The following is a 20,531-nucleotide window of genomic DNA, read 5'->3' on the forward strand; positions in this document are numbered from 1 at the left end:
GTGTGGTATTTTTCAGAAGTTTTCCAAGTTTCCTTTTCAACTTCAACCACTTGCGCTTCAGATCTCTCGTCAGCGGGAGGCGAATTCTACAGCGTTACACGCTGCTGTCAACACCCCTTTTTCAACTTCCTTTTGGCTTCGATGACCTGAAGCAACCTGCTGCCGAAAACTGCATAACTCATTGTTTACCAAGGAGTTTTCCGTTTCGACTGCGCCGGAAGTGGGGCGAATTATAGACACCTGTAATCTGCCGTCAAGCACTGATTCAGGTTTTCTATCAATAACCTGCAGAATGCAGCAAAACGCCCCAAAGCAAGCCTGTATAGAGGAGCCAAAACGCCCTTCTATATAGAAGAGCTTCCTCATGGGCAGCCACAGCCCATGTCATAGCCAAAAAATCAGCCCACCACATACAGACGGTTGGCTGGCCGCCAAATAACAAAAAAGCACCCAAGGTGCTTTTTTGTTATCGCTGTCAGCTGAATAAAGTCGCCACCCTGGCCCGCGCCATGTGCAGCTTCTTGTAACTGTCGATCAGACGAAGGTGCCTGTCGAGCCCTTCCAGTTTCATGCTCGTCGGCGTCAGACCGTAGAAACGTACGCTGCCATCCACGGACCCTATCGCCGCGTCCATCCGCTCGTTACCGAACATCCGGCGGAAGTTGACCTCGTAGTCGCTCAGTTCCAGATCATCGTCCAGCTGCATTTCCAGCACGACGTTCACGGCTTGATAAAACAAGCCGCGCTCGACGGTGTTGTCGTTGTATTGCAAGAAGGCTTCCACCAGATCCTTGGCCTGGTCGAACTTCTGCAAGGCGAGATAAATCAGCAGCCTCAGCTCCAGGATCGTCAACTTGCCCCAAGGCGTGTTGTCGTCGAACTCGATGCCGATCAAGGTGGTGATGTCGGTGTAATCGTCCAGCTCGCTATTTTCCAGACCCTTGGCCAGCGTTCTCAGGCCGACTTTGCTCAGGCCGTGCAGATTCAGGATGTCCGCGCGGAACTGCAGCGCCTTGTTGGTGTTATCCCAGATCAAATCTTCTACCGGATAAATTTCCGAGTAATCCGGCACCAGAATGCGGCAGGCCTTGGCGCCAATGTGCTCATAGACCGCCATGTACACTTCTTTGCCCATGTCTTCGAGAATGCCGAACAAGGTCGCGGCCTCTTCGACATTGGAGTTTTCGCCTTGACCGGAGAAATCCCACTCAACGAATTCGAAATCCGGCTTGGCACTGAAGAAGCGCCACGAGACCACACCGCTGGAGTCGATAAAGTGCTCGACGAAGTTGTTCGGCTCAGTCACGGCCTGACCTTCGAAGGTCGGCTGAGGCAGATCGTTCAGGCCTTCGAAACTGCGGCCTTGCAGCAGTTCCGTCAGGCTGCGCTCCAGCGCCACTTCCAGGCTTGGGTGCGCGCCGAACGAGGCAAACACGCCGCCAGTACGCGGGTTCATCAAGGTGACGCACATCACCGGGAACTCCCCGCCCAGCGATGCATCCTTGACCAACACCGGGAAGCCCTGCTCTTCCAGGGCCTGGATACCGGCCAGGATGCCCGGGTATTTCGCCAGTACTTCCTGCGGCACATCCGGCAGGGCCATTTCGCCTTCGAGGATTTCGCGCTTGACCGCGCGCTCGAAGATCTCCGACAGGCACTGCACTTGGGCTTCGGCCAGCGTGTTTCCTGCGCTCATGCCATTGCTCAGGAACAGGTTTTCGATCAGGTTGGACGGGAAGTACACCACCTCATTGTCCGACTGGCGCACAAACGGCAGTGAACAAATACCCCGCTGGGTGTTGCCGGAGTTGGTGTCGTACAGATGCGAGCCACGCAACTCGCCGTCCCGGTCGTAAACCTTCAGGCAGTACTCGTCGAGGATGTCAGTCGGCAGTTCGTCCTTCGGACCCGGCTTGAACCAGCGCTCGTCCGGGTAATGCACAAACGCCGCGTTGGCGATGTCCTCGCCCCAGAACTGATCGTTGTAGAAGAAGTTGCAGTTGAGCCGCTCGATAAACTCGCCCAGTGCCGATGCCAGCGCACCTTCCTTGGTCGCGCCTTTGCCGTTGGTAAAACACATCGGCGAGTGCGCATCGCGGATGTGCAGCGACCACACATTGGGCACGATATTGCGCCACGAAGCGATTTCAATCTTCATGCCCAGGTCGGCCAGGATGCCCGACATGTTGGCGATGGTTTGTTCCAGCGGCAGGTCCTTGCCCACAATGTAGGTGCCCGCTTCGCCAGTCGAATGCGGCATCAGCAACGCCTGGGCATCGGCGTCGAGGTTTTCGACCTCTTCAATCACGAACTCAGGCCCGGTTTGCACCACCTTCTTTACCGTACAACGGTCGATGGAGCGCAAGATCCCCTGACGGTCCTTGGCGGAGATGTCCGCTGGCAATTCGACCTGAATCTTGAAAATCTGGTTGTAGCGATTTTCCGGATCAACAATGTTGTTCTGCGACAGGCGGATATTTTCGGTGGGGATATTGCGGGTCTCGCAATACAACTTCACGAAGTACGCCGCACACAACGCCGACGAAGCCAGGAAGTAATCGAACGGCCCCGGCGCCGAGCCATCGCCTTTGTAGCGAATGGGTTGATCGGCAATCACCGTGAAGTCGTCGAACTTGGCCTCAAGTCGAAGGTTGTCGAGAAAGTTGACCTTGATTTCCATGCGTGCTTACCAGAATAACGAGCTAAACGATTTGGCCGCCATTATCCGGTTTTTCAGCACAGACCGTTAACTTTCCACTATTTTTCGACCAACACCACCCCACGCTCCTCAAGCAAGCGCACAAACATCGTCAGGCTCTGCGACACCGTCCCCCTACGCCAAACCAGCCAGGTGCGCAGATAACGGAACGACTCCGACAACGGCCAGACGCTGACCGTCGTGCATCCAGGCATGCTTTCGAGCATGCTGCGGGGCATCAGCGCCAGGCCGGCACCGGCGCTGACGCAGGCCAACATGCCGTGATAGGACTCCATTTCGAAAATCTTGCCGGGTACCGCCGCGCCATTGGCGAACCAGCTTTCGAAGTGATGCCGATAGGAGCAGTTAGAGCGGAAGGCATAGATGTTTTCACCATTCACATCCTTGGCCCGATGAATCGGCTCATGGTTGAGCGGTGCGATCAGGACCATTTCCTCTTCGAAAGCAGGCACGCCCTCCAGTGCCGGATGCAACACCGGACCATCGACAAATGCCGCGGCCAGCCGCCCTGACAGCACCCCATCGATCATGGTCCCGGAGGGGCCGGTGGACAGGTCCAGTTCGACCTTGGCGTGTTTCTGGTTATAGGCGGCCAATAGCTCTGGAATACGTACCGCTGCAGTACTTTCCAGCGAGCCCAGGGCGAAGGCTCCCTGCGGTTCCTCACCTGCCACGGTGGCGCGCGCCTCCTGAACCAGGTCGAGAATACGTCGAGCGTAATCCAGAAAGCTCCAGCCGGCCGGCGACAGGCGCAGGCGACTCTTCTCGCGGATAAACAGATCCACACCCAGGTCCAGCTCAAGCTGCTTGATTCTGGTCGTGAGATTCGATGGCACCCGGTGGATATGCTGGGCGGCCACGCTGATGCTGCCGTGCTCGGCGACAGCCTTGAAAATTTCGAGCTGAACCAGATCCAATTCATTCTCCAAACGTGAACGTTATGCTCAGTATTATTCAGTTTCCATAAAACATATAGCCCCATAACCTGAGCACATTCCTACCTCGCAGGACGGTGCCATGACCCACGTATCCAGCCTTACCCATGCCATTTCGATCAACCCGACCACGGGCGAGCAGTTCGGCCATTACCCTTTCGAATCCGATTCGGCATTACAGGCCGCGCTGACGCGGGCCGCTACCGGGTTTCGCACCTGGCGCCGCAAACCAGTTGAGCAGCGCGCACAGCTTTTGATCAACCTCGGCCAGGCCTTGCGCAACAATGCCGAGGCCATGGCGAACATGATCACCCTGGAAATGGGTAAGCCGATTGCCCAGGCCCGCGGTGAAATTGAAAAATGTGCGCAGCTCTGCCAGTGGTACGCCGAACACGGTCCCGCCATGCTGAGCTCAGAAACGACCCTGGTTGAAGGCGACAAGGCACGCATTGAATATCGCCCGCTCGGCCCGATTCTCGCCGTCATGCCGTGGAACTTCCCCATCTGGCAAGTCCTGCGCGGCGCGGTCCCCACGTTGCTCGCCGGCAACACCTACGTGCTCAAGCACGCGCCAAACGTCATGGGCAGCGCCTACCTGCTGCTGGAAGCCTTCCAGCAAGCGGACTTTCCTGAAGGTGTTTTCGAGGTCATCAACGTCACCCCGGAAGGTGTATCCAGGGCGATCGCCGATCCACGTATCGCGGCTGTCACCCTCACCGGCAGCGTCCGTGCAGGCATGGCCATCGGCGCTCAGGCTGGAGCGGCACTGAAGAAATGTGTATTGGAACTGGGCGGCTCCGACCCGTTTATCGTGCTCGACGACGCAGACCTCGACGAGGCGGTGAAAGCCGCGGTGATCGGGCGCTATCAAAACACCGGACAAGTCTGCGCCGCCGCCAAACGCCTGATTGTCGAGCAAGGCATCGTCGAGGAATTTACCCGCAAGTTCGTCGAGGCCACCCAGCAGCTGGTCGTCGGTGATCCACTCGCCACCAACACCTACATCGGCCCGATGGCTCGCTTCGATCTGCGCGACGAACTGGATCAACAGGTTCGCGACACACTGGAAGAAGGCGCGACGCTGCTGCTGGGTGGAAAGAAGGCTGAAGGCCCCGGCAATTACTATGAGCCTACGGTACTCGGCGACGTGACCGATCAGATGACATCATTCAAACAGGAGTTGTTTGGCCCTGTGGCCTCAATCATCACGGCCCGAGACGCAGCCCATGCGCTGGAATTGGCCAATGACAGCGAGTTCGGCCTCACCGCCACCCTCTACACGCGCAATGTCGAACTCGCCCGGCAGATGGCCGGCGAACTTGAAACCGGTGGAGTGTTCATCAACGGCTATAGCGCCAGCGATCCGCGTGTCAGTTTTGGTGGCGTGAAGAAGAGTGGCTTTGGCCGTGAGCTCTCGCACTTCGGGGTGCGCGAATTCTGTAATGCACAGACGGTTTGGCTGGATCGACGTTAAGGGCAGCGTAGTACTGCGAACTGGCTCAATTTCCGACAGCGCAAAAACCTTGATACTGAAATGAAAAAACGGGCGCCTAATCGGCGCCCGTTTTTTGTTCAAAGGATTGATGACACAGATGAGGTTCTGCCCACCAGCACCCAGTGTGCCGCCTCGCGCTGATATGTTTTTTTTCATTAAGTTGATTTATGAAATGTTTTATGTCATTTATACCCTCATGAATCATCGGGACAGTCCACCTTGCCAGACCGGACGGCAGCCCCCCTACCACCCAAACGCCCCATCCAAGGAGTCAACAATATGTACAAGACAGAACTTCTAGGCGCCCTGGCACTGTGCGTCGCAAGCTTGCTGGCACACGCCGACGACGACAGCCTGCGTATCGGTATCGAAGCCGCCTACCCGCCCTTCTCCTTCAAGACGCCAGAGGGCAACGTCAGTGGTTTCGATTACGACATTGGCAACGCGCTGTGCGAAGAGATGAAGGTCAAATGCGAGTGGGTCATCCAGGAATTCGACGGCATGATCCCGTCGCTGAAAGTGCGCAAGATCGATGCTGTGCTGTCGTCGATGTCGATCACTGAAGACCGTATGAAGTCGGTCGACTTCAGCAAAAAGTACTACCACACGCCGGGCAAGTTCGCGATGAAGGCCGGTAGCGTGATCAACGACCCGCTGGTCGATCTCAAAGGCAAGAAACTCGGCGTGCAACGCTCCTCGACCTACGACCGTTTCGCCACCGAGCAGCTTGAGAAAGCCGGTGTCGAGGTGGTGCGCTACTCCTCGCAAAATGAAGCCTTCCTCGATCTGGCAGCGGGTCGCCTGGACGCCACGCTTGCAGACATCGTCAACACCGACGAGAGCTTTATCAAAACACCATTGGGTAAGGGTTTCGCACTGGCAGGGCCGGACATCAACGACCCGAAATACTTCGGCAGAGGCGCCGGGATCGCGGTGCGCAAAGGCGACAGTGCGAACGTTGCACGCCTGAGTGCAGCGATTGACGCGATCCGTGCCAATGGCAAGTACCAGCAAGTGATGGGCAAGTACTTCGCCTTCGATATCTACGGCGAATAAGCCTTCATCCGAAACCCTGGCGCCGGCCCCATGCGGGCGCCGCTTTTGGCTTGTCTCGTGCGCCTCCCGGCGCTCGCTTGAGGAACTTCATCATGCTCCACGGCTACGGATCGAGCATTCTCGATGGCGCCTGGCTGACCATTAATCTGGCCCTGACCTCCATGACCATGGCCATTTCCCTGGGACTGATCGGCGCGGCCTTTCGTTTGTCGCCGTTTAAATGGCTGGCGGTGCTGGGCGAAGGTTATACAACCCTGATTCGCGGTATTCCTGACCTGGTGTTGATCCTGCTGATTTTCTACGGCGGCCAGGATCTGATGAACCGCATGGCCCTTGCTCTCGGTTACACCCAGTACATCGACATCAATCCCTTTATCGCCGGCGTCTGCACCATGGGCTTCATTTTCGGTGCCTATCTCTCGGAGACCTTTCGTGGCGCCTTCATGGCGATCCCTAAAGGTCAGGCAGAGGCCGGCGCGGCGTACGGCATGAGTGGCGTTCAGGTGTTCTGGCGGATTCTGGTGCCGCAGATGATTCGTTTCGCCATTCCCGGGTTCACCAACAACTGGTTGGTGCTGACCAAATCCACCGCACTGATCTCGGTAATCGGTTTGCAGGACATGATGTTCAAAGCCAAAAACGCAGCGGACGCCACCCATGAGCCGTTCACGTTTTTCCTCGCGGTTGCCGCGCTCTACTTGATGCTGACCAGCGTGTCATTGCTGGTGCTGCGCTATCTGGAAAAACACTACTCGGTCGGCATCAAAGCCGCCGAACTGTGACTGGGAGCCCCCCCATGATTCTCGACTACAACCTGATATGGGAAAACCTGCCGCTGTATTTCAACGGCGCTTTGGTGACCCTGAAAGTGCTGCTGATTTCCCTGGCCGTTGGCCTGGTGCTTGCGGTTCCGATAGCGCTGATGCGCGTTTCCCGATCACCACTGATCAACTTCCCGGCCTGGCTCTACACCTATGTGATCCGCGGCACCCCGATGCTGGTGCAATTGTTCCTGATCTACTACGGGTTGGCGCAGTTCGAAGCGGTACGCCAAAGCGCGTTCTGGCCATATCTGTCCAGCGCAACCTTTTGTGCCTGCCTGGCTTTCGCAATCAATACCAGCGCCTATAGCGCGGAACTCCTGGCCGGCAGTTTGAAGGCCACGGCCCACGGCGAGATCGAAGCCGCCAAAGCCATGGGCATGTCGCGCCTGACCTTGTACCGCCGCATCCTCCTGCCGTCGGCCTTGCGCCGGGCGCTGCCGCAGTACAGCAACGAAGTGCTGATGATGCTGCAGACCACCAGCCTGGCGTCCATCGTCACGTTGGTGGATATCACCGGAGCCGCGCGAACCGTCAGTTCGCGCTTCTACCTGCCGTTCGAAGCATTCATCACTGCCGGTCTCATCTACCTGGCCCTGACCTTCATCCTGGTTCGCCTGTTCAAGCTGGCCGAGCGCCGCTGGCTGGCCTATCTGGCACCACGCAAGCACTAAGGAGCGTTATGAAGCACATTCAATACCTTTTGCCGTGGAGTGCCTCGGGCACAGAACGAAAGCTGTCGCTGTTTCGTTTTGGCAGCGGGCCGCGCAAGGCCTACATCCAGGCTTCCCTGCATGCCGACGAACTGCCGGGGATGCGCGTCGCCGTCGAGCTCAAGCGCCGTCTGCTGGAACTGGAAGAGCAAGGCCTGTTGAACGGGGTGATCGAACTGGTGCCGATGGCCAATCCGATTGGTATCGCACAGATGTTCCAGGCCACCCATCAAGGGCGCTTTGAATTCTCCAGCGGGAAGAATTTCAATCGCGACTTCCCGGAACTCGCCGAGGCAGTGACAAGGCAACTGGACGGTCAACTGGGCGACGATGCCAACGCCAACATCGCACTGATCCGCCGCGCCATGGGCGACGCCCTCACCAACATGCCGGCACCGACATCGGAACTCGATGGCTTGCGGCGCCTGTTGCTGCAGCATGCCTGTGATGCCGATGTGGTGCTGGACCTGCACTGCGACTTCGAGTCGATCATGCTGCTGTATGCCATGCCGCAAAACTGGTCACGCTTGAGCTCATTGGCCGCCCGCCTCGGCGCCGGCGTGGCCCTGCTCGCCGAGGCTGCGGGAGGCAACGCCTTCGATGAAGCCTGCGCAATCCCCTGGCTGCACCTGGCCGAGCGCTTTCCTGAAGCCAATATTCCGCTGGCGTGCGTGGCCACCACGATTGAATTGCGCGGCATGGCCGACACCGAGCGCGAGCAATGCGTCGACAGTGCCCAGGCCATTCTCGGCTATCTCGCCGAGCAAGACCTGATCAGCGGCGACTGGCCTGCAGCGCCACCGAGCCGTTGTGAGGCGACACCGTTCGCCGGTGCGCAGTACGCCTATGCGCCGCACCCGGGGGTGGTGAGTTATCTGCAACCGTTGGGTGCCCACGTCAAGGTCGGCGATCCGCTCTTCGAAGTGATCGATCCGCTGACCGATCAGCACAGCGTGGTGCACGCCAGCACCGACGGCATCCTGTATGCCCGTGAACGCCTGCGCTTTGCCCAGCCTGGTTTGTGGTTGGCCAAAGTGGCCGGTAACACCCCTATTCGTCAAGGCCGTTTGCTCAGCGACTGATTCCAGAGAGTTGAAACCATGTACAAACTTGAAATTCAGGATCTTCACAAAAGCTACGGCGCCCACGAAGTGCTCAAGGGCGTGTCCCTGGAAGCGAAAGCCGGTGACGTCATCAGCATCATCGGCTCCAGCGGCTCCGGCAAAAGCACCTTCCTGCGTTGCATCAACCTGCTGGAGCAGCCCAACGCTGGCAACATCGTGCTCAATGGCGAACAGCTGAAGCTGGTGACCAACAAACTCGGCGGGCTCAAGGCTGCCGAACCCAGGCAGCTGCAGCGCATGCGTTCGCGGCTATCGATGGTGTTTCAGCACTTCAACCTCTGGTCGCACATGAGTGCCCTTGAAAACGTCATGGAAGCTCCGGTGCATGTGCTGGGCATGAACAAGCAAGAAGCCCGGGAAAAAGCCGAACACTACCTGAACAAAGTCGGCGTGGCACACCGCATGGACGCCTGGCCGGCGCATATGTCCGGTGGTGAGCAGCAGCGCGTGGCGATTGCCCGTGCACTGGCCATGGAACCTGAAGTGATGCTGTTCGATGAACCGACTTCGGCACTCGACCCCGAGCTGGTCGGCGAAGTACTTAAAGTCATGCAGGATCTGGCACTCGAAGGACGCACCATGGTGGTCGTGACCCACGAAATGGGGTTTGCCCGCGAGGTTTCCAATCAACTGGTGTTTCTGCACAAGGGGCGGGTCGAAGAGCGCGGCAATCCGCGTGAAGTGCTGGTCAATCCACAGTCCGAGCGTCTCCAGCAATTTCTGTCCGGCAGCTTGAAATAATCATACACTCCAGCCAACTTATGCCCCCGCGCAAAACCCTGTGGGAGCGTGGCTTGCCCGCGAAGCGAACACCGCGATTTTTCAGGCATTGCGCGTTATCGTTCTTCGCGGGCAAGCCACGCTCCCACAAGTTATGCGCCCGCCCCAGCCCCATCTCCAACCCTCAGGAACTGCAGAGCCGGACATGCCGACCCCCACGAAAAACACCACGGTCTATGCCGCGCCGGTGATGCGCAAACTGACGGAAATCGTTACCGATTTACCGCCATCACTGCGCAAAGTGGCGGATTTCATCCTGCGTCACCCGCTAAGGGCTGCGACGCTGACTATCGAAGAAATGGCTCATGAAACATCCACCTCGCCAGCCGCGGTCAATCGTTTGGCCAAGGCTCTGAACCTGGGTGGCTACACCGGCATGAAGGCCGAGCTGGTGGCGACTTTGCAGCAGATGGTGTCGCCGGTCGACAAGCTTCGTAATGAACTGGCGCATCGACCGGGTGGCGCATTTGGCCTGCATGAGCAAATCCAGAGCGCCACCAGCAACCTCGCCACGGCGGCGACCAACAACCATGAAGATGCCTTTGAAGCGTTCGTCACCCGCCTGACCGAGGCGCGTAAAATCTACATCCTCGGCTTTGGCAACAGCGTCTACTTCGCAGGCCTGGCCGCCTCGACCCTGATGCCCTTCTGTGCGGACGCCACCGCCATCAGCATGGAAGGCGGCAACGAAAACGCCGCTTACCGCCTGGCCGCAATCACCGATCAGGATGTATTGCTGGCGATTTCCCTGCCGCGCTATTCCCTCGACACCCTGCAACTCGCGCGTTTTGCCAATGAGCGCGGCGCCTCGGTGCTGGCAATCACCGACTCACCTGCCTCGCCTCTCACCAGCATTGCCGAACACGTGCTATTTGCCCCCGCCGACCATCCGGTCATGACCAGCTCCAACATCGCCGTGCTCGCCTTGATCGAAGGATTAGTGGCGGGTGTGATGGCCCGCAATAAAGAAGCCGTCAAGTTGGCGACAGAGCTGACCGAAAGCGTGATGTCTTACCTGCATATTCCTTCCAGCAGTAAATCGCCGAAAAAGTGATATTTCTTGGGGGGGGTCGCCCCCACAGCACTGCGCACTCCTTGATATCATGGTGCCTGCACGACTACGCGCCTGGCACCAACATGCTGAAATCGGGAACAGGCGGGGTTAGAGCGAGCGTAAAAAGCCGGATCAGGCGCCGGCCACGGGGTAAGATTTGCAGCAATTGCTGCGGTGTGATGCTCATGTCTGCATCGCTTCGAATGTAGATCGTCCTGAATAAAAACGACTGGCCACCGACTTATCGACAGCGCATGGCTTAGCTTATAGAATCGTGCGCCGAAAAAAATAAAACTTTCTTGATTCGCAGGTAGCGCATGACACCCTCCGTTAGCGAAACAAAGAATCTGGACATCGAAGTATTGCGTGCCTATGCCATCGCTATTACTTTCGTTGCCCATCTCGGTCTTTTAAATCCGGATTGGTTTAAATGGACTACCTATTTCTGGCTGGGTGGAGGGGTAGATTTATTCTTCTGCATTTCCGGATTCCTTATAACGACATCATTGATAAAAGCTTCGAACCAGCAAGATCAGTTCCTGCGTTTTGCTGGATCTTTTTGGACAAGGCGGTTGTTTCGATTGTGGCCCGCAGCGATTTTCTGGTCGACCATAACGTTGGCAATTTCATTTGCCTTTGACGTCTCCAGGACATTTGGCTCACAAGAGAACATGGTAAACTCTTGGATATTCGGCATGTTGAATATCCAAAATATATACATCTGGTACACTGAAAATTCAAACAGCGCAACTCCACTATGGCACTACTGGAGCTTGTCGCTAGAAGAACAGTTCTATGTAATTCTCCCCATCATTTTGTTCTTCATCCCTAATCGCAAATTATTGATCATCCCTTTTCTTGCAGTGGCAATTTACCATTCCACACAGATACGTCCGTGGGGTACATTGCTTTGGTTTATTCGAAGCGACGCATTGCTTTACGGCACCCTCATCGCGCTGGCCTGGCATTACTACCCACAGCGGATATCAAGTATTTTCTCTACCAAGAACAAAAAAACATTACAACTTGCATTATTGATTTGTATTCCCTTACCCATCATCACAGCAAAAATCGGCTGGTCCCCCTATTTCATGGGATTTGTCGCAATCACTTCAAGCCTGGTTGTGCTCCTGTGTTCGGGAAATCTAAACCTTACGGGCTCAAATGGCCGCCTCCGAAAGATCGCCATTCACATCGGATCGCGCTCTTACTCCATTTATCTTGTTCACAACCCTATATTTGCAATTGTAAGAGAAATATGCCTTCAGTCAGGGTATACGGATCTCACACTTGAAACCGATAAAATATTTGCCGTCCTCATCGCACTAGTACTAACTGGAGTGATTGCAGAGTTTTCCTACCAATTTGTGGAAACTCCACTTAGAAGTTACGGGTCGCAGCTTTCGAAAGCAAAATTCAAGCGGGTGATGTTGGCCAACTAATGCTTTTGGAGTAGCCGTCCTGATCAGCGAAACTGATTCAACGCGACGCGGTATTTTTTCAAAGATCTCGAGTCGCTGACTGCCAAGGATGCCAGCCGAACACTCAAAAATAAAAAGGGGGCGGGACGGAGTGATCCCCCCCTGGCTCCCCATCTTCTTTTTCATACTTCTTGAAAGCTTCGAGAGTTTCACTCTGGATTTTTCCAGGCAGGTAAGCGGCGACGTGACAGTACTACGGCCTGAACTGGTGACGGTCAGCCACTTGTTTGTACGCCAGTCGGCAGAGTTGGCGGCAGCAGTGACTCACCGAATGCTGAAGACCTTGCTCGACAATCACTGGCATCCTTCAGGGGGTCTTCGACCCCTTTAAGTCCGCCAATGCGGTTTTTTCACGCGCTACTTACAGTGGGCGCAGCTCTGGGTGCTACGCTTTTCCTGTGCATGGAGGAAGCGCGATGCCAGAAGATCTTGCCCCCACCCCGCTCAATTCTTGCGACGAAGACTCTATTGCCCTCGGGCATACTATCGATGAGGTTGCGGCCTGGATCGACCACCGCGGCGCTACGTGTGTGTCTGATCGCATCAATATGCCGAAGTTACATACCTGGGTGTTCAACAAACCCCAACGCCTGCTTTCTAACAATCTAACGACTATCAATTTAACTCGCATGGAATGCGTAGTGCTTGACTTATTAACAAGCAGCGAGGAACGCGTTATCCGCAACGAGGACATCCTTATGAAGTTAAATAAGGACCCTCATAATTACAAAGGATTGCCCATGTGCCTCAGTAGACTGCAAGCGAAATTCAAGAAATTCACCAAAGGCGACAACCTCCTCCGTTCAGTAAGAAGTCGCGGTTACTGCCTTATCCAAACAATAAATCCTGAATGAGTTTTAAGTCTCCGGCTCATGGATGTAATGCTGTTCAGTTAAGGAGATTGCAGGGGCGAGCTTGGCGGAGTTAAAGCGCGATCCCGCAAACCTACCGAGCGATACTCGGTGATTGTTTTGTCCAGAGGAGGTTTATGGCATCTGTTTCAAGCCTCAGGTTGTTACCTACCCTGAGCCAGAACAGTATGTCGTTAGGCGTCAATGGGCTGAAAAAGATCCAGTGCCCCGAGCCGTCAGCCTTTTCCTCTACGTCTGCAACGTACAACGCGACCTCGCTTTCGCTAAGTTCCAAGGCATCGGAGATTTCTCGCTGTGTCGGTTTTCTTACGCTGCTCATAGTGAAATCCATTTCTTGAACAAAGTGCTGAAAGCATAGCTGAACACCAAAACCTGGAATCTCCACCTGTCGCTTCAGGTCACGGAATGGCAGGAGACTGTGTCAACGCTCCTGATCACCCTCGCTACGGTGCCGGCCGAAGAGTCCGCCCGCATTGCGAGCATGTCGCGACCTGAAATCGCCGTTACGGAAAAGCAATCGTGACAGTTTGCAGCGGTTGCCAGGACGGGTATTGAAACCTGAAACTTCAATTAATGCGCAGGCATGGCGTCCAATGCCTGCGCATGAGCATCAATCATCACCTGAAGGGCGTTTGACACATGCGGATGCCCAACCCAGCGGTATGAAGCACTTCCAAGTAAGCCGGCTGCCGCGTTGTCCATCAGGCTTTTGACATCAAGCCCGCTGGCGATGGCCTCTCCAATAATTGCTACAAGGGCCTGCTCAAGTGCAATTTCGCGATCAGTGACCATTTCATCTCCTTGAACCGGCTCCATGCCGGCCATAGAGATAAATAGCTCAAAAGAAATCAAAATGCCACTACCTCCGTCGCATCCAGTCACGGAGGGCGGCGCATGCAATGGATGCCCAAGGCCTGCTCGGGGCGGTGCCCCCATGATCATCTTACTGATAGCAGCGCCGTTCTAGATGCTCTGGCTCATCTACAAGGGGCCACGCCGCCAAGGGTTCACCCCGCCAGTCACCTCAGGGGGAGTGTGTGTAACGCCACTGGCGAGGCGAACGATTGAACGTTAGCTGAACGACTTGGATTGTCGCCTGCACCTTGTCTGAATTGGTGCCCACCCTGACCAGTTGCTGGCCATTCAGTAATCCATCTGAAACACACCAGGCCGGGCAAGCGGTCATGACTTTACCCAGCGCAGCGCCAAGTGTCCCGAAGACAACCCTGAACAAAATTAACATTGAACCTGCCGGTGAACGACGGGCGAGGAATCGCCATGTCCGATTTTCAAATGGAACCCACGCCCACCGCTCGCAAGCGTCATGTGCGGCGAGTGCCACGGCTTCGCTGTGCCAGGCCAGCAGTACCAGCTCATTTCCGGTAGCTGGAAACCGCCACTATTCCTTCAAATACAGCAGTCAACTTCATTAATAAATAATCCGGCATAAAACCATCGAAGGCGATCAACACTCACACCCCATCGCACCGAAAGTTATTTATCCCGACAAACACATCCATTACCTATCATCATATTACAACTCACTGGACAGTAATTATTGGACGCACACTAACACCTACACTTTCCACGAATAACATAACCCCTGATAACACTCAGACCAACACCAATAAAACTCACTGACTTATTATAACATTCGTTGACACTAAGACGCAGCCACCCTACATTAGTGGCACTCTGCCAACACCACGACGACGCATCAACTTTGTCAAGTTAATGGAATGCTGAGTTTCTGAGCTATTTCATTCCTGGTACAACGCATGAAATATGTAGACGACATTACGAAACTTTTTACACATTTTGGCGCCAATGCGCAGAGCTACCAGGAAATACAACCGAACTATAAAGATTTCAAAGACGACCCGGTTACACCTGCGCTGACTGAGCCAGAACCGTCGGTGGCCTTGCCTCCCCCAATACCAACGCCAATGTCCCCTGTGTTTCTACTGGACGAGCCACAGCCTTCTTTATTGATTGGCGCGCCGGTCGAGCCTGTGCAGAATGCTGCCCTCTCGCTAACTTCGCCAATATCCCCTCTCCTGACCAAGCCACCTGCGAGTTCTGCTACGGGTGACCGTCAGCGATTGAGCGACTTGTTACGTGAACTCAACCAGGTTCGTCGAGACGGTCTGCCAGAAACGACTCGCAAGCGGACCAGGGCAAAGGTCATTGCTATCGTTTCGGCGAATGGTGGGGTGGGTAAAAGCACCGTCGCCGCTGGCCTCGCAAAAACACTTCGGCGCCCTGGCGGGCGAACCATCGCAATTGATCTGGACCCTCAGAACGCGCTTTCCTGCCACTTGGGTATCACCAGGCAGGTTCCCGGGCTGATCCAGCTCAAAGAGCAGGGCGCAGACTGGGGCGCTCATCGCCTGCCGGGCTTTGGCGACAGCGAGTGCCTGCCCTTCGGCACTGGCGAGGTGAGCGATCGCCGATTGCTCAAGCAGTTGATGCTTGAAGATTCTGACTGGTTGAATCAGCACCTTGCGTCAATGGACCTCAGCGAAAACGATACCGTGATCCTGGACACGCCTTCGGGTGCGACCGTCTATTCGCAACAGGCACTCGATGCCGCCGATCTGGTGCTGGTGATGACGGTGGCCGACGCGGCTTCCTACCTGGCACTGGACACCATGACCCAGTGGCTGGAAACCAGCCGACGACGCGCGCAGTGGCACCGGTATGTACTCAACCAACGGGATGACTCGCGTTCGTTCAGCAGGGACATGGGCGTGCTGTTTCGGCGGCGGCTCGGCGCTAACCTGATCGGGACGATTCGTCTCGATCACCAGTTCAACGAGTCGCTGGCCTATGGTCGGGACCTGTTGCAGTACGCACCTGAGAGCATTGGCTGTCAGGACATTCATTCGCTGTCAGGCGCGGTCCATGCCCTGCTTTTTGCGGATGCTTGCAGCCAGCAGGGCACGCCATGACCGCCCGGCTCAATCAGCTACCTGCAAAAACGTGGTGGTTGCAGGAGCTACTGGATACTTTCGTGGCAAGCGTCAGTCGCTGGCCCCTGCGTTGGCGTCAAGGCCTGAAGATCTCGGCCGGGCTGATCGCTGCATTGTTGGTGCTGGGTATCCTCACTGCGCCGCTGAACCTGTATTCCCAGGCCGCGTTTGCCGCCGTCTGTTTTGCCGCCAGCCTGATCATCCGCAAGCAAGCCGGGCGTCTGGCGATCCTGACCCTGGTCACCCTCTCGCTGATCGCTTCGTTTCGCTACATGTACTGGCGCCTGACCGACACCCTGGGCTTCGACAACTGGCAGGATGCCGTATTTGGCTACGGATTGGTGCTGGCCGAACTGTATGCCTTGCTCGTCCTCGTCTTCGGCTATGTACAGACCGCCTGGCCGCTGCATCGCACACCGCAGTTTCTGCAACAACCGCCCGCTGAATGGCCGACGGTAGATGTCTTCATCCCCACCTACAACGAAGCGTTGGGCATCGTCAAACTGGTGGTGCTTGCGGCCCAGGCCATCGACTGGCCCGAGGGCAAGCTGCGGGTGCATGTGCTCGACGACGGACGTCGGGACGAGTTCAAGGTTTTCTGCCAGCAAATCGGCGTCAACTACATCACCCGCGACAACAATCAACATGCCAAGGCCGGCAACCTCAACGAGGCGCTCAAAGTCACCGATGGCGAGTTCATCGCCATATTCGACGCCGACCACGTGCCCACCCGCTCCTTCCTGCAGATCACCATGGGCTGGTTTATCAAGGACCCGAACCTGGCGTTGCTGCAAACGCCGCACTTCTTCTATTCACCCGATCCGTTCGAAAAGAACCTCGATACCTTTCGCTCGGTGCCCAATGAAGGTGAGCTGTTCTACGGCCTGGTGCAGGACGGCAACGACCTCTGGAACGCGACGTTTTTCTGTGGTTCCTGCGCGGTCATCCGGCGTACTCACTTGCTGGAAGTCGGCGGTATCGCCACCGAAACCGTGACGGAGGATGCGCACACGGCACTCAAGCTCAATCGCCGTGGTTTCAACACCGCCTACCTCGCCATTCCACAAGCAGCAGGACTCGCTACGGAAAGCCTTTCCCGGCACATCCGTCAGCGCACACGCTGGGCTCGGGGTATGGCGCAGATTTTTCGGACCGACAATCCACTGTTTGGCAAAGGACTGAACCTGGGGCAGCGCATCTGCTACCTCAACGCCATGATGCATTTTTTCTACAGCCTGCCCCGCCTGGTGTTCTTGACCGCGCCCTTGGCCTACCTGATGTTCGACGCGCAGATTTTTCACGCCTCGGCGTTGATGGTCACGGTCTATGTATTGCCGCATATTTTGCATTCCAGCCTGACCACCTCCAGCATCCAGGGCCGCTTCCGCCATTCGTTCTGGAACGAAGTGTATGAGTCAGTGTTGGCCTGGTACATCATGCGCCCGGTACTGTTCGCCCTGATCAGTCCTTCGCTGGGCAAATTCAACGTAACCGACAAGGGCGGCACCATCGAAAAGGACTATTTCGACTGGAAACTCGCGCGGCCTTACATCGTCCTGCTGACCTTGAACATGATCGGTCTGGTGATCGGCGTGGTGAAACTGCCAGGGAGTGATTCGGCCGAGGTCACGACCCTGCTGATCAACCTCGCCTGGACCTTGTACAACATCATCATCGTCAGCACCGCCGTGGCGGTGGCCAGTGAGTCCGCCCAGGTGCGCTCCGAACCCAGGGTGCCCGCTGATCTGCCCATGCGCATCTATCGCGAAGACGGCACCTCGTTCGATTGCCAAACCCAGGATTTCTCACAAAACGGCGTGGGCCTGAAACTGCCACCGCAGGTTCAGCTCTGCGCCAATGAGAAGCTGCAGCTCTGCATTTTGCGCACGCCCCCTTCCAGCCTCTTTCCCGCAACAACGATGTTCAGCAACGACGACGTGGCGGGCGTGCAATTCGACGCCTTGTCCCTGCGCCAGCAAAGTGAACTGGTGCGACTGACCTTTTCACGGGCCGACACCTGGGCCAACACCTGGGGTAATGGCCGCCTCGACGCGCCTATGGTGGCATTGCGGGAAGTCAGCAGCATTGCCTTACGCGCCATCCTCGACTTGTTCGTTGCAACCCTAAAGGACGGCCAAGCGCTGCTGCACAAACGCCAGGACGCGCCATCACCTATCGACTCCACCGCGGACACGCAACGACCTTGAAGCATTCCACTCGCCGGACCTTTCTTCCTCGTCGCTCACTCATGCTGATCGCCTGCTCACTACTGACCTGGAGCGGATGGACCTTGAGTGCTGCGGCCCAAATCAGCACCACAGAGCCGGCGGCAATGCCGGTCTCACCGTTGCCCGGAACCGATGCCCCGAGTAACAGCTATACCCGCACCCTCAAGGAGCTGGGCAAAAGCTACTCGATGACCCTCAAGGGCGTGGAGGCAACGGACAGTGTGAATTTCGATGTGCGCGCCGATGAAGTCGTCACCGCGGCGCACGTCACGCTGCAGTACAGCTACTCACCGGCGCTGCTGGCCGACCTTTCGCAAATCAACGTGCTGATCAACGATCAAGTGGCCGCCACCCTGCCCCTCCCGAAGGAGGAGGCCGGTAAATTGCAGACCCGGACCGTGCAGATTCCGCCGCAGACCATCACCGAATTCAACCGGCTCAGCCTGCAGTTCATCGGTCACTACACGATGCAATGTGAAGACCCTTTGCACTCCAGCCTGTGGGCCAGAATCGGCAACGAGAGCCAGCTGAGCCTCCAGGTGTCCTCGATTAAACAGCCCAACGACCTGTCCGCGCTGCCGCAGCCCTTGTTCGATCGTCGAGATGCCTCGCCCTTGAAGCTGCCCTTCGTGTTCGCCGCGCACCCAAGCGGTCCGGAGCTTGAGGCCGCCGGCATTCTGTCTTCCTGGTTCGGCGCACTGGCCAGCTACCGCGGCGCAACCTTTCCCGCCAGCCTCACCAGCCTGCCGGCCAAAGGAAACGCGGTGGTGTTTGTCAGCGGCAGCGAGTCAACGACCCTGAGTGGTTTGCCGATCAAAGAGGCCACCGGGCCGACATTGACCCTCGTGAGCAACCCGAATGATGCTCAGGGCAAACTGTTGATCGTCTCCGGGCGCGATGGCGCCGATCTCAAGGTCGCCGCGACCGCGCTGGCCCTCGGCGGCTCGGCCTTTTCCGGGCAGAGCGTGGTGATCGACCGGATCGACTCGCTCAAGCCACGCCAACCGTACGACGCGCCCAACTGGCTGCCCTCCGATCGCCCGGTTCGCCTGGGTGAGCTGGCGAAGCCCGCAGAACTTAATGTGTCGGGTTATAACCCGGGGCAACTGACGGTTGCGCTGCGCTTGCCACCCGACCTGTTCAGCTGGCGTGAGCCCGGTGCGCAACTTGACCTGAAGTACCGCTATACGCCGCAACCGGTCTCCACCAATTCCTCGTTGCTGATCAGCTTCAACGACACCTTCATCAAGTCGATCGATCTGCCTTCGATCGAGAAACTCGGCAGCAGCGACAGCCTGTTGGCGATGCTCAAAACCGACGACAGCCTGGCCCGCACGTCGCGCATGCTGTTGCCGCTCAATTCCGTAGCGCTGCAGTCACGCCTGCAATTTCGTTTCATGTATGACTACATCAAACAGGGCAAATGCCGCGACATCATCATCGACAACGTGCGCAGTGTGATCGACCCGGACTCGACCCTGGACCTCAGCCAATACGAACATTTCATGGCCATGCCCAACCTCGGGGTGTTCAAGGACAGTGGCTTCCCGTTCACCCGCATGGCCGACCTGTCTGAAACATCGGTGATCCTGCCCAACGAGCCAGGCCCGGCCGATCTGAGCACCTATCTGACCCTGCTGGGCCGCTTCGGCGACTCCACCGGTTATCCGGCCACCGGCGTGAAGGTGGTCCACGCCGACCAACTCGCCGAGCAAAGCGACCGGGATTTGCTGGTGCTCGCCTCGGGCAACAATCAGCCGCTGCTGGATCAATGGCAGCACCTTCTGCCGGCCAGGGGCGAAGATGCTGTGCAGTACTTTGAACTGTCTGACCTGCCCTTGCGTCTGCGCAACTGGATCAGCCCGGATACGAAAACCAATCTGCGTGAAGCGCGCAGCAGCTTCAGGTTTAGCGCTGAGGACGGCAGTGCTTATCTGACCGGATTCGAATCGCCGCTCAAGAGTGGGCGCAGTGTGGTGTTTATCGCCAGCGCAAGGCCCAGCGGCCTGGCCGACGTGACCAACGCCCTGCTCAGCAGCGAAGAAAACGCCCACGAGTTGCAAGGCAGTCTGGTAGTGGTCAGGGGCAAGCATGTCGAATCGCTGGTCGCCGAGCAGGATTACTACGTCGGGAGCTTGGGCCCATTGCGCTATCTGCAGTGGTACCTCTCGCAAAACGTAATGGCGCTCATGCTGTTCACCCTCTTCGGGGTCCTGCTGCTTGCCTCGATGGCCTACCTGGCCCTGCGCTTACGGACCAAACGTCGTCTTGGCCAATGAGC

The 20,531-nt window shown here is 56.9% G+C and carries 16 protein-coding genes; 12 read left to right on the plus strand and 4 right to left on the minus strand.

Annotated elements, in window-relative coordinates; all coding sequences use genetic code 11:
* Positions 1–475: 475 nt before the first annotated feature.
* Positions 476–2,680 (minus strand): OsmC domain/YcaO domain-containing protein, encoded by a 2,205-nt coding sequence (locus tag AC1D19_RS25530; protein WP_477764940.1) that lies wholly within the window; start codon positions 2,678–2,680, stop codon positions 476–478.
* A 77-nt stretch (positions 2,681–2,757) separates the two neighbouring features.
* The gene (ptrR, locus tag AC1D19_RS25535; RefSeq protein WP_008047600.1) at positions 2,758–3,636 is read right to left on the minus strand and encodes a putrescine utilization regulator PtrR; all 879 of its coding nucleotides are present in this window, start codon (positions 3,634–3,636) and stop codon (positions 2,758–2,760) included.
* Between the two features lie 100 nt (positions 3,637–3,736).
* On the opposite strand from ptrR, the gene AC1D19_RS25540 reads away from it, so the two are divergent.
* From AC1D19_RS25540 to AC1D19_RS25580, 9 genes are all read left to right on the plus strand, one after another.
* Positions 3,737–5,128, plus strand: a complete 1,392-nt coding sequence (locus AC1D19_RS25540; RefSeq protein WP_477764941.1) for an aldehyde dehydrogenase family protein — start codon at positions 3,737–3,739, stop codon at positions 5,126–5,128.
* Between the two features lie 300 nt (positions 5,129–5,428).
* Entirely contained in the window at positions 5,429–6,205 is a 777-nt protein-coding gene (locus AC1D19_RS25545) for an ABC transporter substrate-binding protein (protein ID WP_477764942.1), read from the plus strand.
* Positions 6,206–6,297: 92 nt separating this feature from the next.
* Positions 6,298–6,987, plus strand: coding sequence for an ABC transporter permease (locus tag AC1D19_RS25550; protein ID WP_477764943.1), 690 nt, complete (start codon positions 6,298–6,300; stop codon positions 6,985–6,987).
* Between the two features lie 14 nt (positions 6,988–7,001).
* Entirely contained in the window at positions 7,002–7,700 is a 699-nt protein-coding gene (locus AC1D19_RS25555; RefSeq protein ID WP_477756739.1) for an ABC transporter permease, read from the plus strand.
* Positions 7,701–7,708: 8 nt separating this feature from the next.
* Entirely contained in the window at positions 7,709–8,821 is a 1,113-nt protein-coding gene (locus tag AC1D19_RS25560) for a succinylglutamate desuccinylase/aspartoacylase family protein (RefSeq protein WP_477764944.1), read from the plus strand.
* An 18-nt stretch (positions 8,822–8,839) separates the two neighbouring features.
* Entirely contained in the window at positions 8,840–9,604 is a 765-nt protein-coding gene (locus AC1D19_RS25565; RefSeq protein WP_477764945.1) for an ABC transporter ATP-binding protein, read from the plus strand.
* A 184-nt stretch (positions 9,605–9,788) separates the two neighbouring features.
* Complete coding sequence (locus AC1D19_RS25570; RefSeq protein ID WP_477760618.1) at positions 9,789–10,697, plus strand: MurR/RpiR family transcriptional regulator; 909 nt, start codon at positions 9,789–9,791, stop codon at positions 10,695–10,697.
* A gap of 317 nt (positions 10,698–11,014) precedes the next feature.
* On the plus strand, positions 11,015–12,139 hold the full coding sequence (locus AC1D19_RS25575; RefSeq protein ID WP_477764946.1) for an acyltransferase family protein: 1,125 nt from the start codon (positions 11,015–11,017) through the stop codon (positions 12,137–12,139).
* A gap of 455 nt (positions 12,140–12,594) precedes the next feature.
* Entirely contained in the window at positions 12,595–13,032 is a 438-nt protein-coding gene (locus AC1D19_RS25580; RefSeq protein ID WP_477764947.1) for a winged helix-turn-helix domain-containing protein, read from the plus strand.
* Between the two features lie 91 nt (positions 13,033–13,123).
* Here AC1D19_RS25580 and AC1D19_RS25585 read toward each other — a convergent pair whose 3' ends face one another.
* Positions 13,124–13,369: a hypothetical protein gene (locus AC1D19_RS25585; protein ID WP_477764948.1), complete on the minus strand. Its 246-nt coding sequence runs from the start codon at positions 13,367–13,369 to the stop codon at positions 13,124–13,126.
* A 251-nt stretch (positions 13,370–13,620) separates the two neighbouring features.
* Complete coding sequence (locus tag AC1D19_RS25590; RefSeq protein WP_477756626.1) at positions 13,621–13,842, minus strand: hypothetical protein; 222 nt, start codon at positions 13,840–13,842, stop codon at positions 13,621–13,623.
* Positions 13,843–14,828: 986 nt separating this feature from the next.
* On the opposite strand from AC1D19_RS25590, the gene bcsQ reads away from it, so the two are divergent.
* From bcsQ to bcsB, 3 genes are read left to right on the plus strand one after another with little or no spacing between them, the layout of a single operon-like run.
* Complete coding sequence (gene bcsQ, locus AC1D19_RS25595; protein ID WP_477764949.1) at positions 14,829–16,001, plus strand: cellulose biosynthesis protein BcsQ; 1,173 nt, start codon at positions 14,829–14,831, stop codon at positions 15,999–16,001.
* Positions 15,998–18,229 carry a UDP-forming cellulose synthase catalytic subunit gene (gene bcsA, locus AC1D19_RS25600; RefSeq protein WP_477764950.1) on the plus strand — a complete coding sequence of 744 codons (2,232 nt, stop codon included), beginning with the start codon at positions 15,998–16,000 and terminating at the stop codon, positions 18,227–18,229. Before bcsQ ends, bcsA begins: the two co-directional genes overlap by 4 nt.
* Positions 18,226–20,529 (plus strand): cellulose biosynthesis cyclic di-GMP-binding regulatory protein BcsB, encoded by a 2,304-nt coding sequence (gene bcsB, locus AC1D19_RS25605; RefSeq protein ID WP_477764951.1) that lies wholly within the window; start codon positions 18,226–18,228, stop codon positions 20,527–20,529. The genes bcsA and bcsB overlap by 4 nt, the downstream gene beginning before the upstream one ends.
* Positions 20,530–20,531: the final 2 nt, after the last annotated feature.

Source organism: Pseudomonas sp. P1_C12, from assembly GCF_056406435.1.

Excerpts from the sequence above, each read along its gene's own strand:
- AC1D19_RS25530 (WP_477764940.1), bottom strand. The coding sequence starts at position 2,680 with ATGGAAATCAAGGTCAACTTTCTCGACAACCTTCGACTTGAGGCCAAG.
- AC1D19_RS25540 (WP_477764941.1), top strand. The coding sequence starts at position 3,737 with ATGACCCACGTATCCAGCCTTACCCATGCCATTTCGATCAACCCGACC.
- AC1D19_RS25545 (WP_477764942.1), top strand. The coding sequence starts at position 5,429 with ATGTACAAGACAGAACTTCTAGGCGCCCTGGCACTGTGCGTCGCAAGC.
- AC1D19_RS25550 (WP_477764943.1), top strand. The coding sequence starts at position 6,298 with ATGCTCCACGGCTACGGATCGAGCATTCTCGATGGCGCCTGGCTGACC.
- AC1D19_RS25555 (WP_477756739.1), top strand. The coding sequence starts at position 7,002 with ATGATTCTCGACTACAACCTGATATGGGAAAACCTGCCGCTGTATTTC.
- AC1D19_RS25560 (WP_477764944.1), top strand. The coding sequence starts at position 7,709 with ATGAAGCACATTCAATACCTTTTGCCGTGGAGTGCCTCGGGCACAGAA.
- AC1D19_RS25565 (WP_477764945.1), top strand. The coding sequence starts at position 8,840 with ATGTACAAACTTGAAATTCAGGATCTTCACAAAAGCTACGGCGCCCAC.
- AC1D19_RS25570 (WP_477760618.1), top strand. The coding sequence starts at position 9,789 with ATGCCGACCCCCACGAAAAACACCACGGTCTATGCCGCGCCGGTGATG.
- AC1D19_RS25575 (WP_477764946.1), top strand. The coding sequence starts at position 11,015 with ATGACACCCTCCGTTAGCGAAACAAAGAATCTGGACATCGAAGTATTG.
- AC1D19_RS25580 (WP_477764947.1), top strand. The coding sequence starts at position 12,595 with ATGCCAGAAGATCTTGCCCCCACCCCGCTCAATTCTTGCGACGAAGAC.
- AC1D19_RS25585 (WP_477764948.1), bottom strand. The coding sequence starts at position 13,369 with ATGAGCAGCGTAAGAAAACCGACACAGCGAGAAATCTCCGATGCCTTG.
- AC1D19_RS25590 (WP_477756626.1), bottom strand. The coding sequence starts at position 13,842 with ATGGTCACTGATCGCGAAATTGCACTTGAGCAGGCCCTTGTAGCAATT.
- bcsQ (WP_477764949.1), top strand. The coding sequence starts at position 14,829 with ATGAAATATGTAGACGACATTACGAAACTTTTTACACATTTTGGCGCC.
- bcsA (WP_477764950.1), top strand. The coding sequence starts at position 15,998 with ATGACCGCCCGGCTCAATCAGCTACCTGCAAAAACGTGGTGGTTGCAG.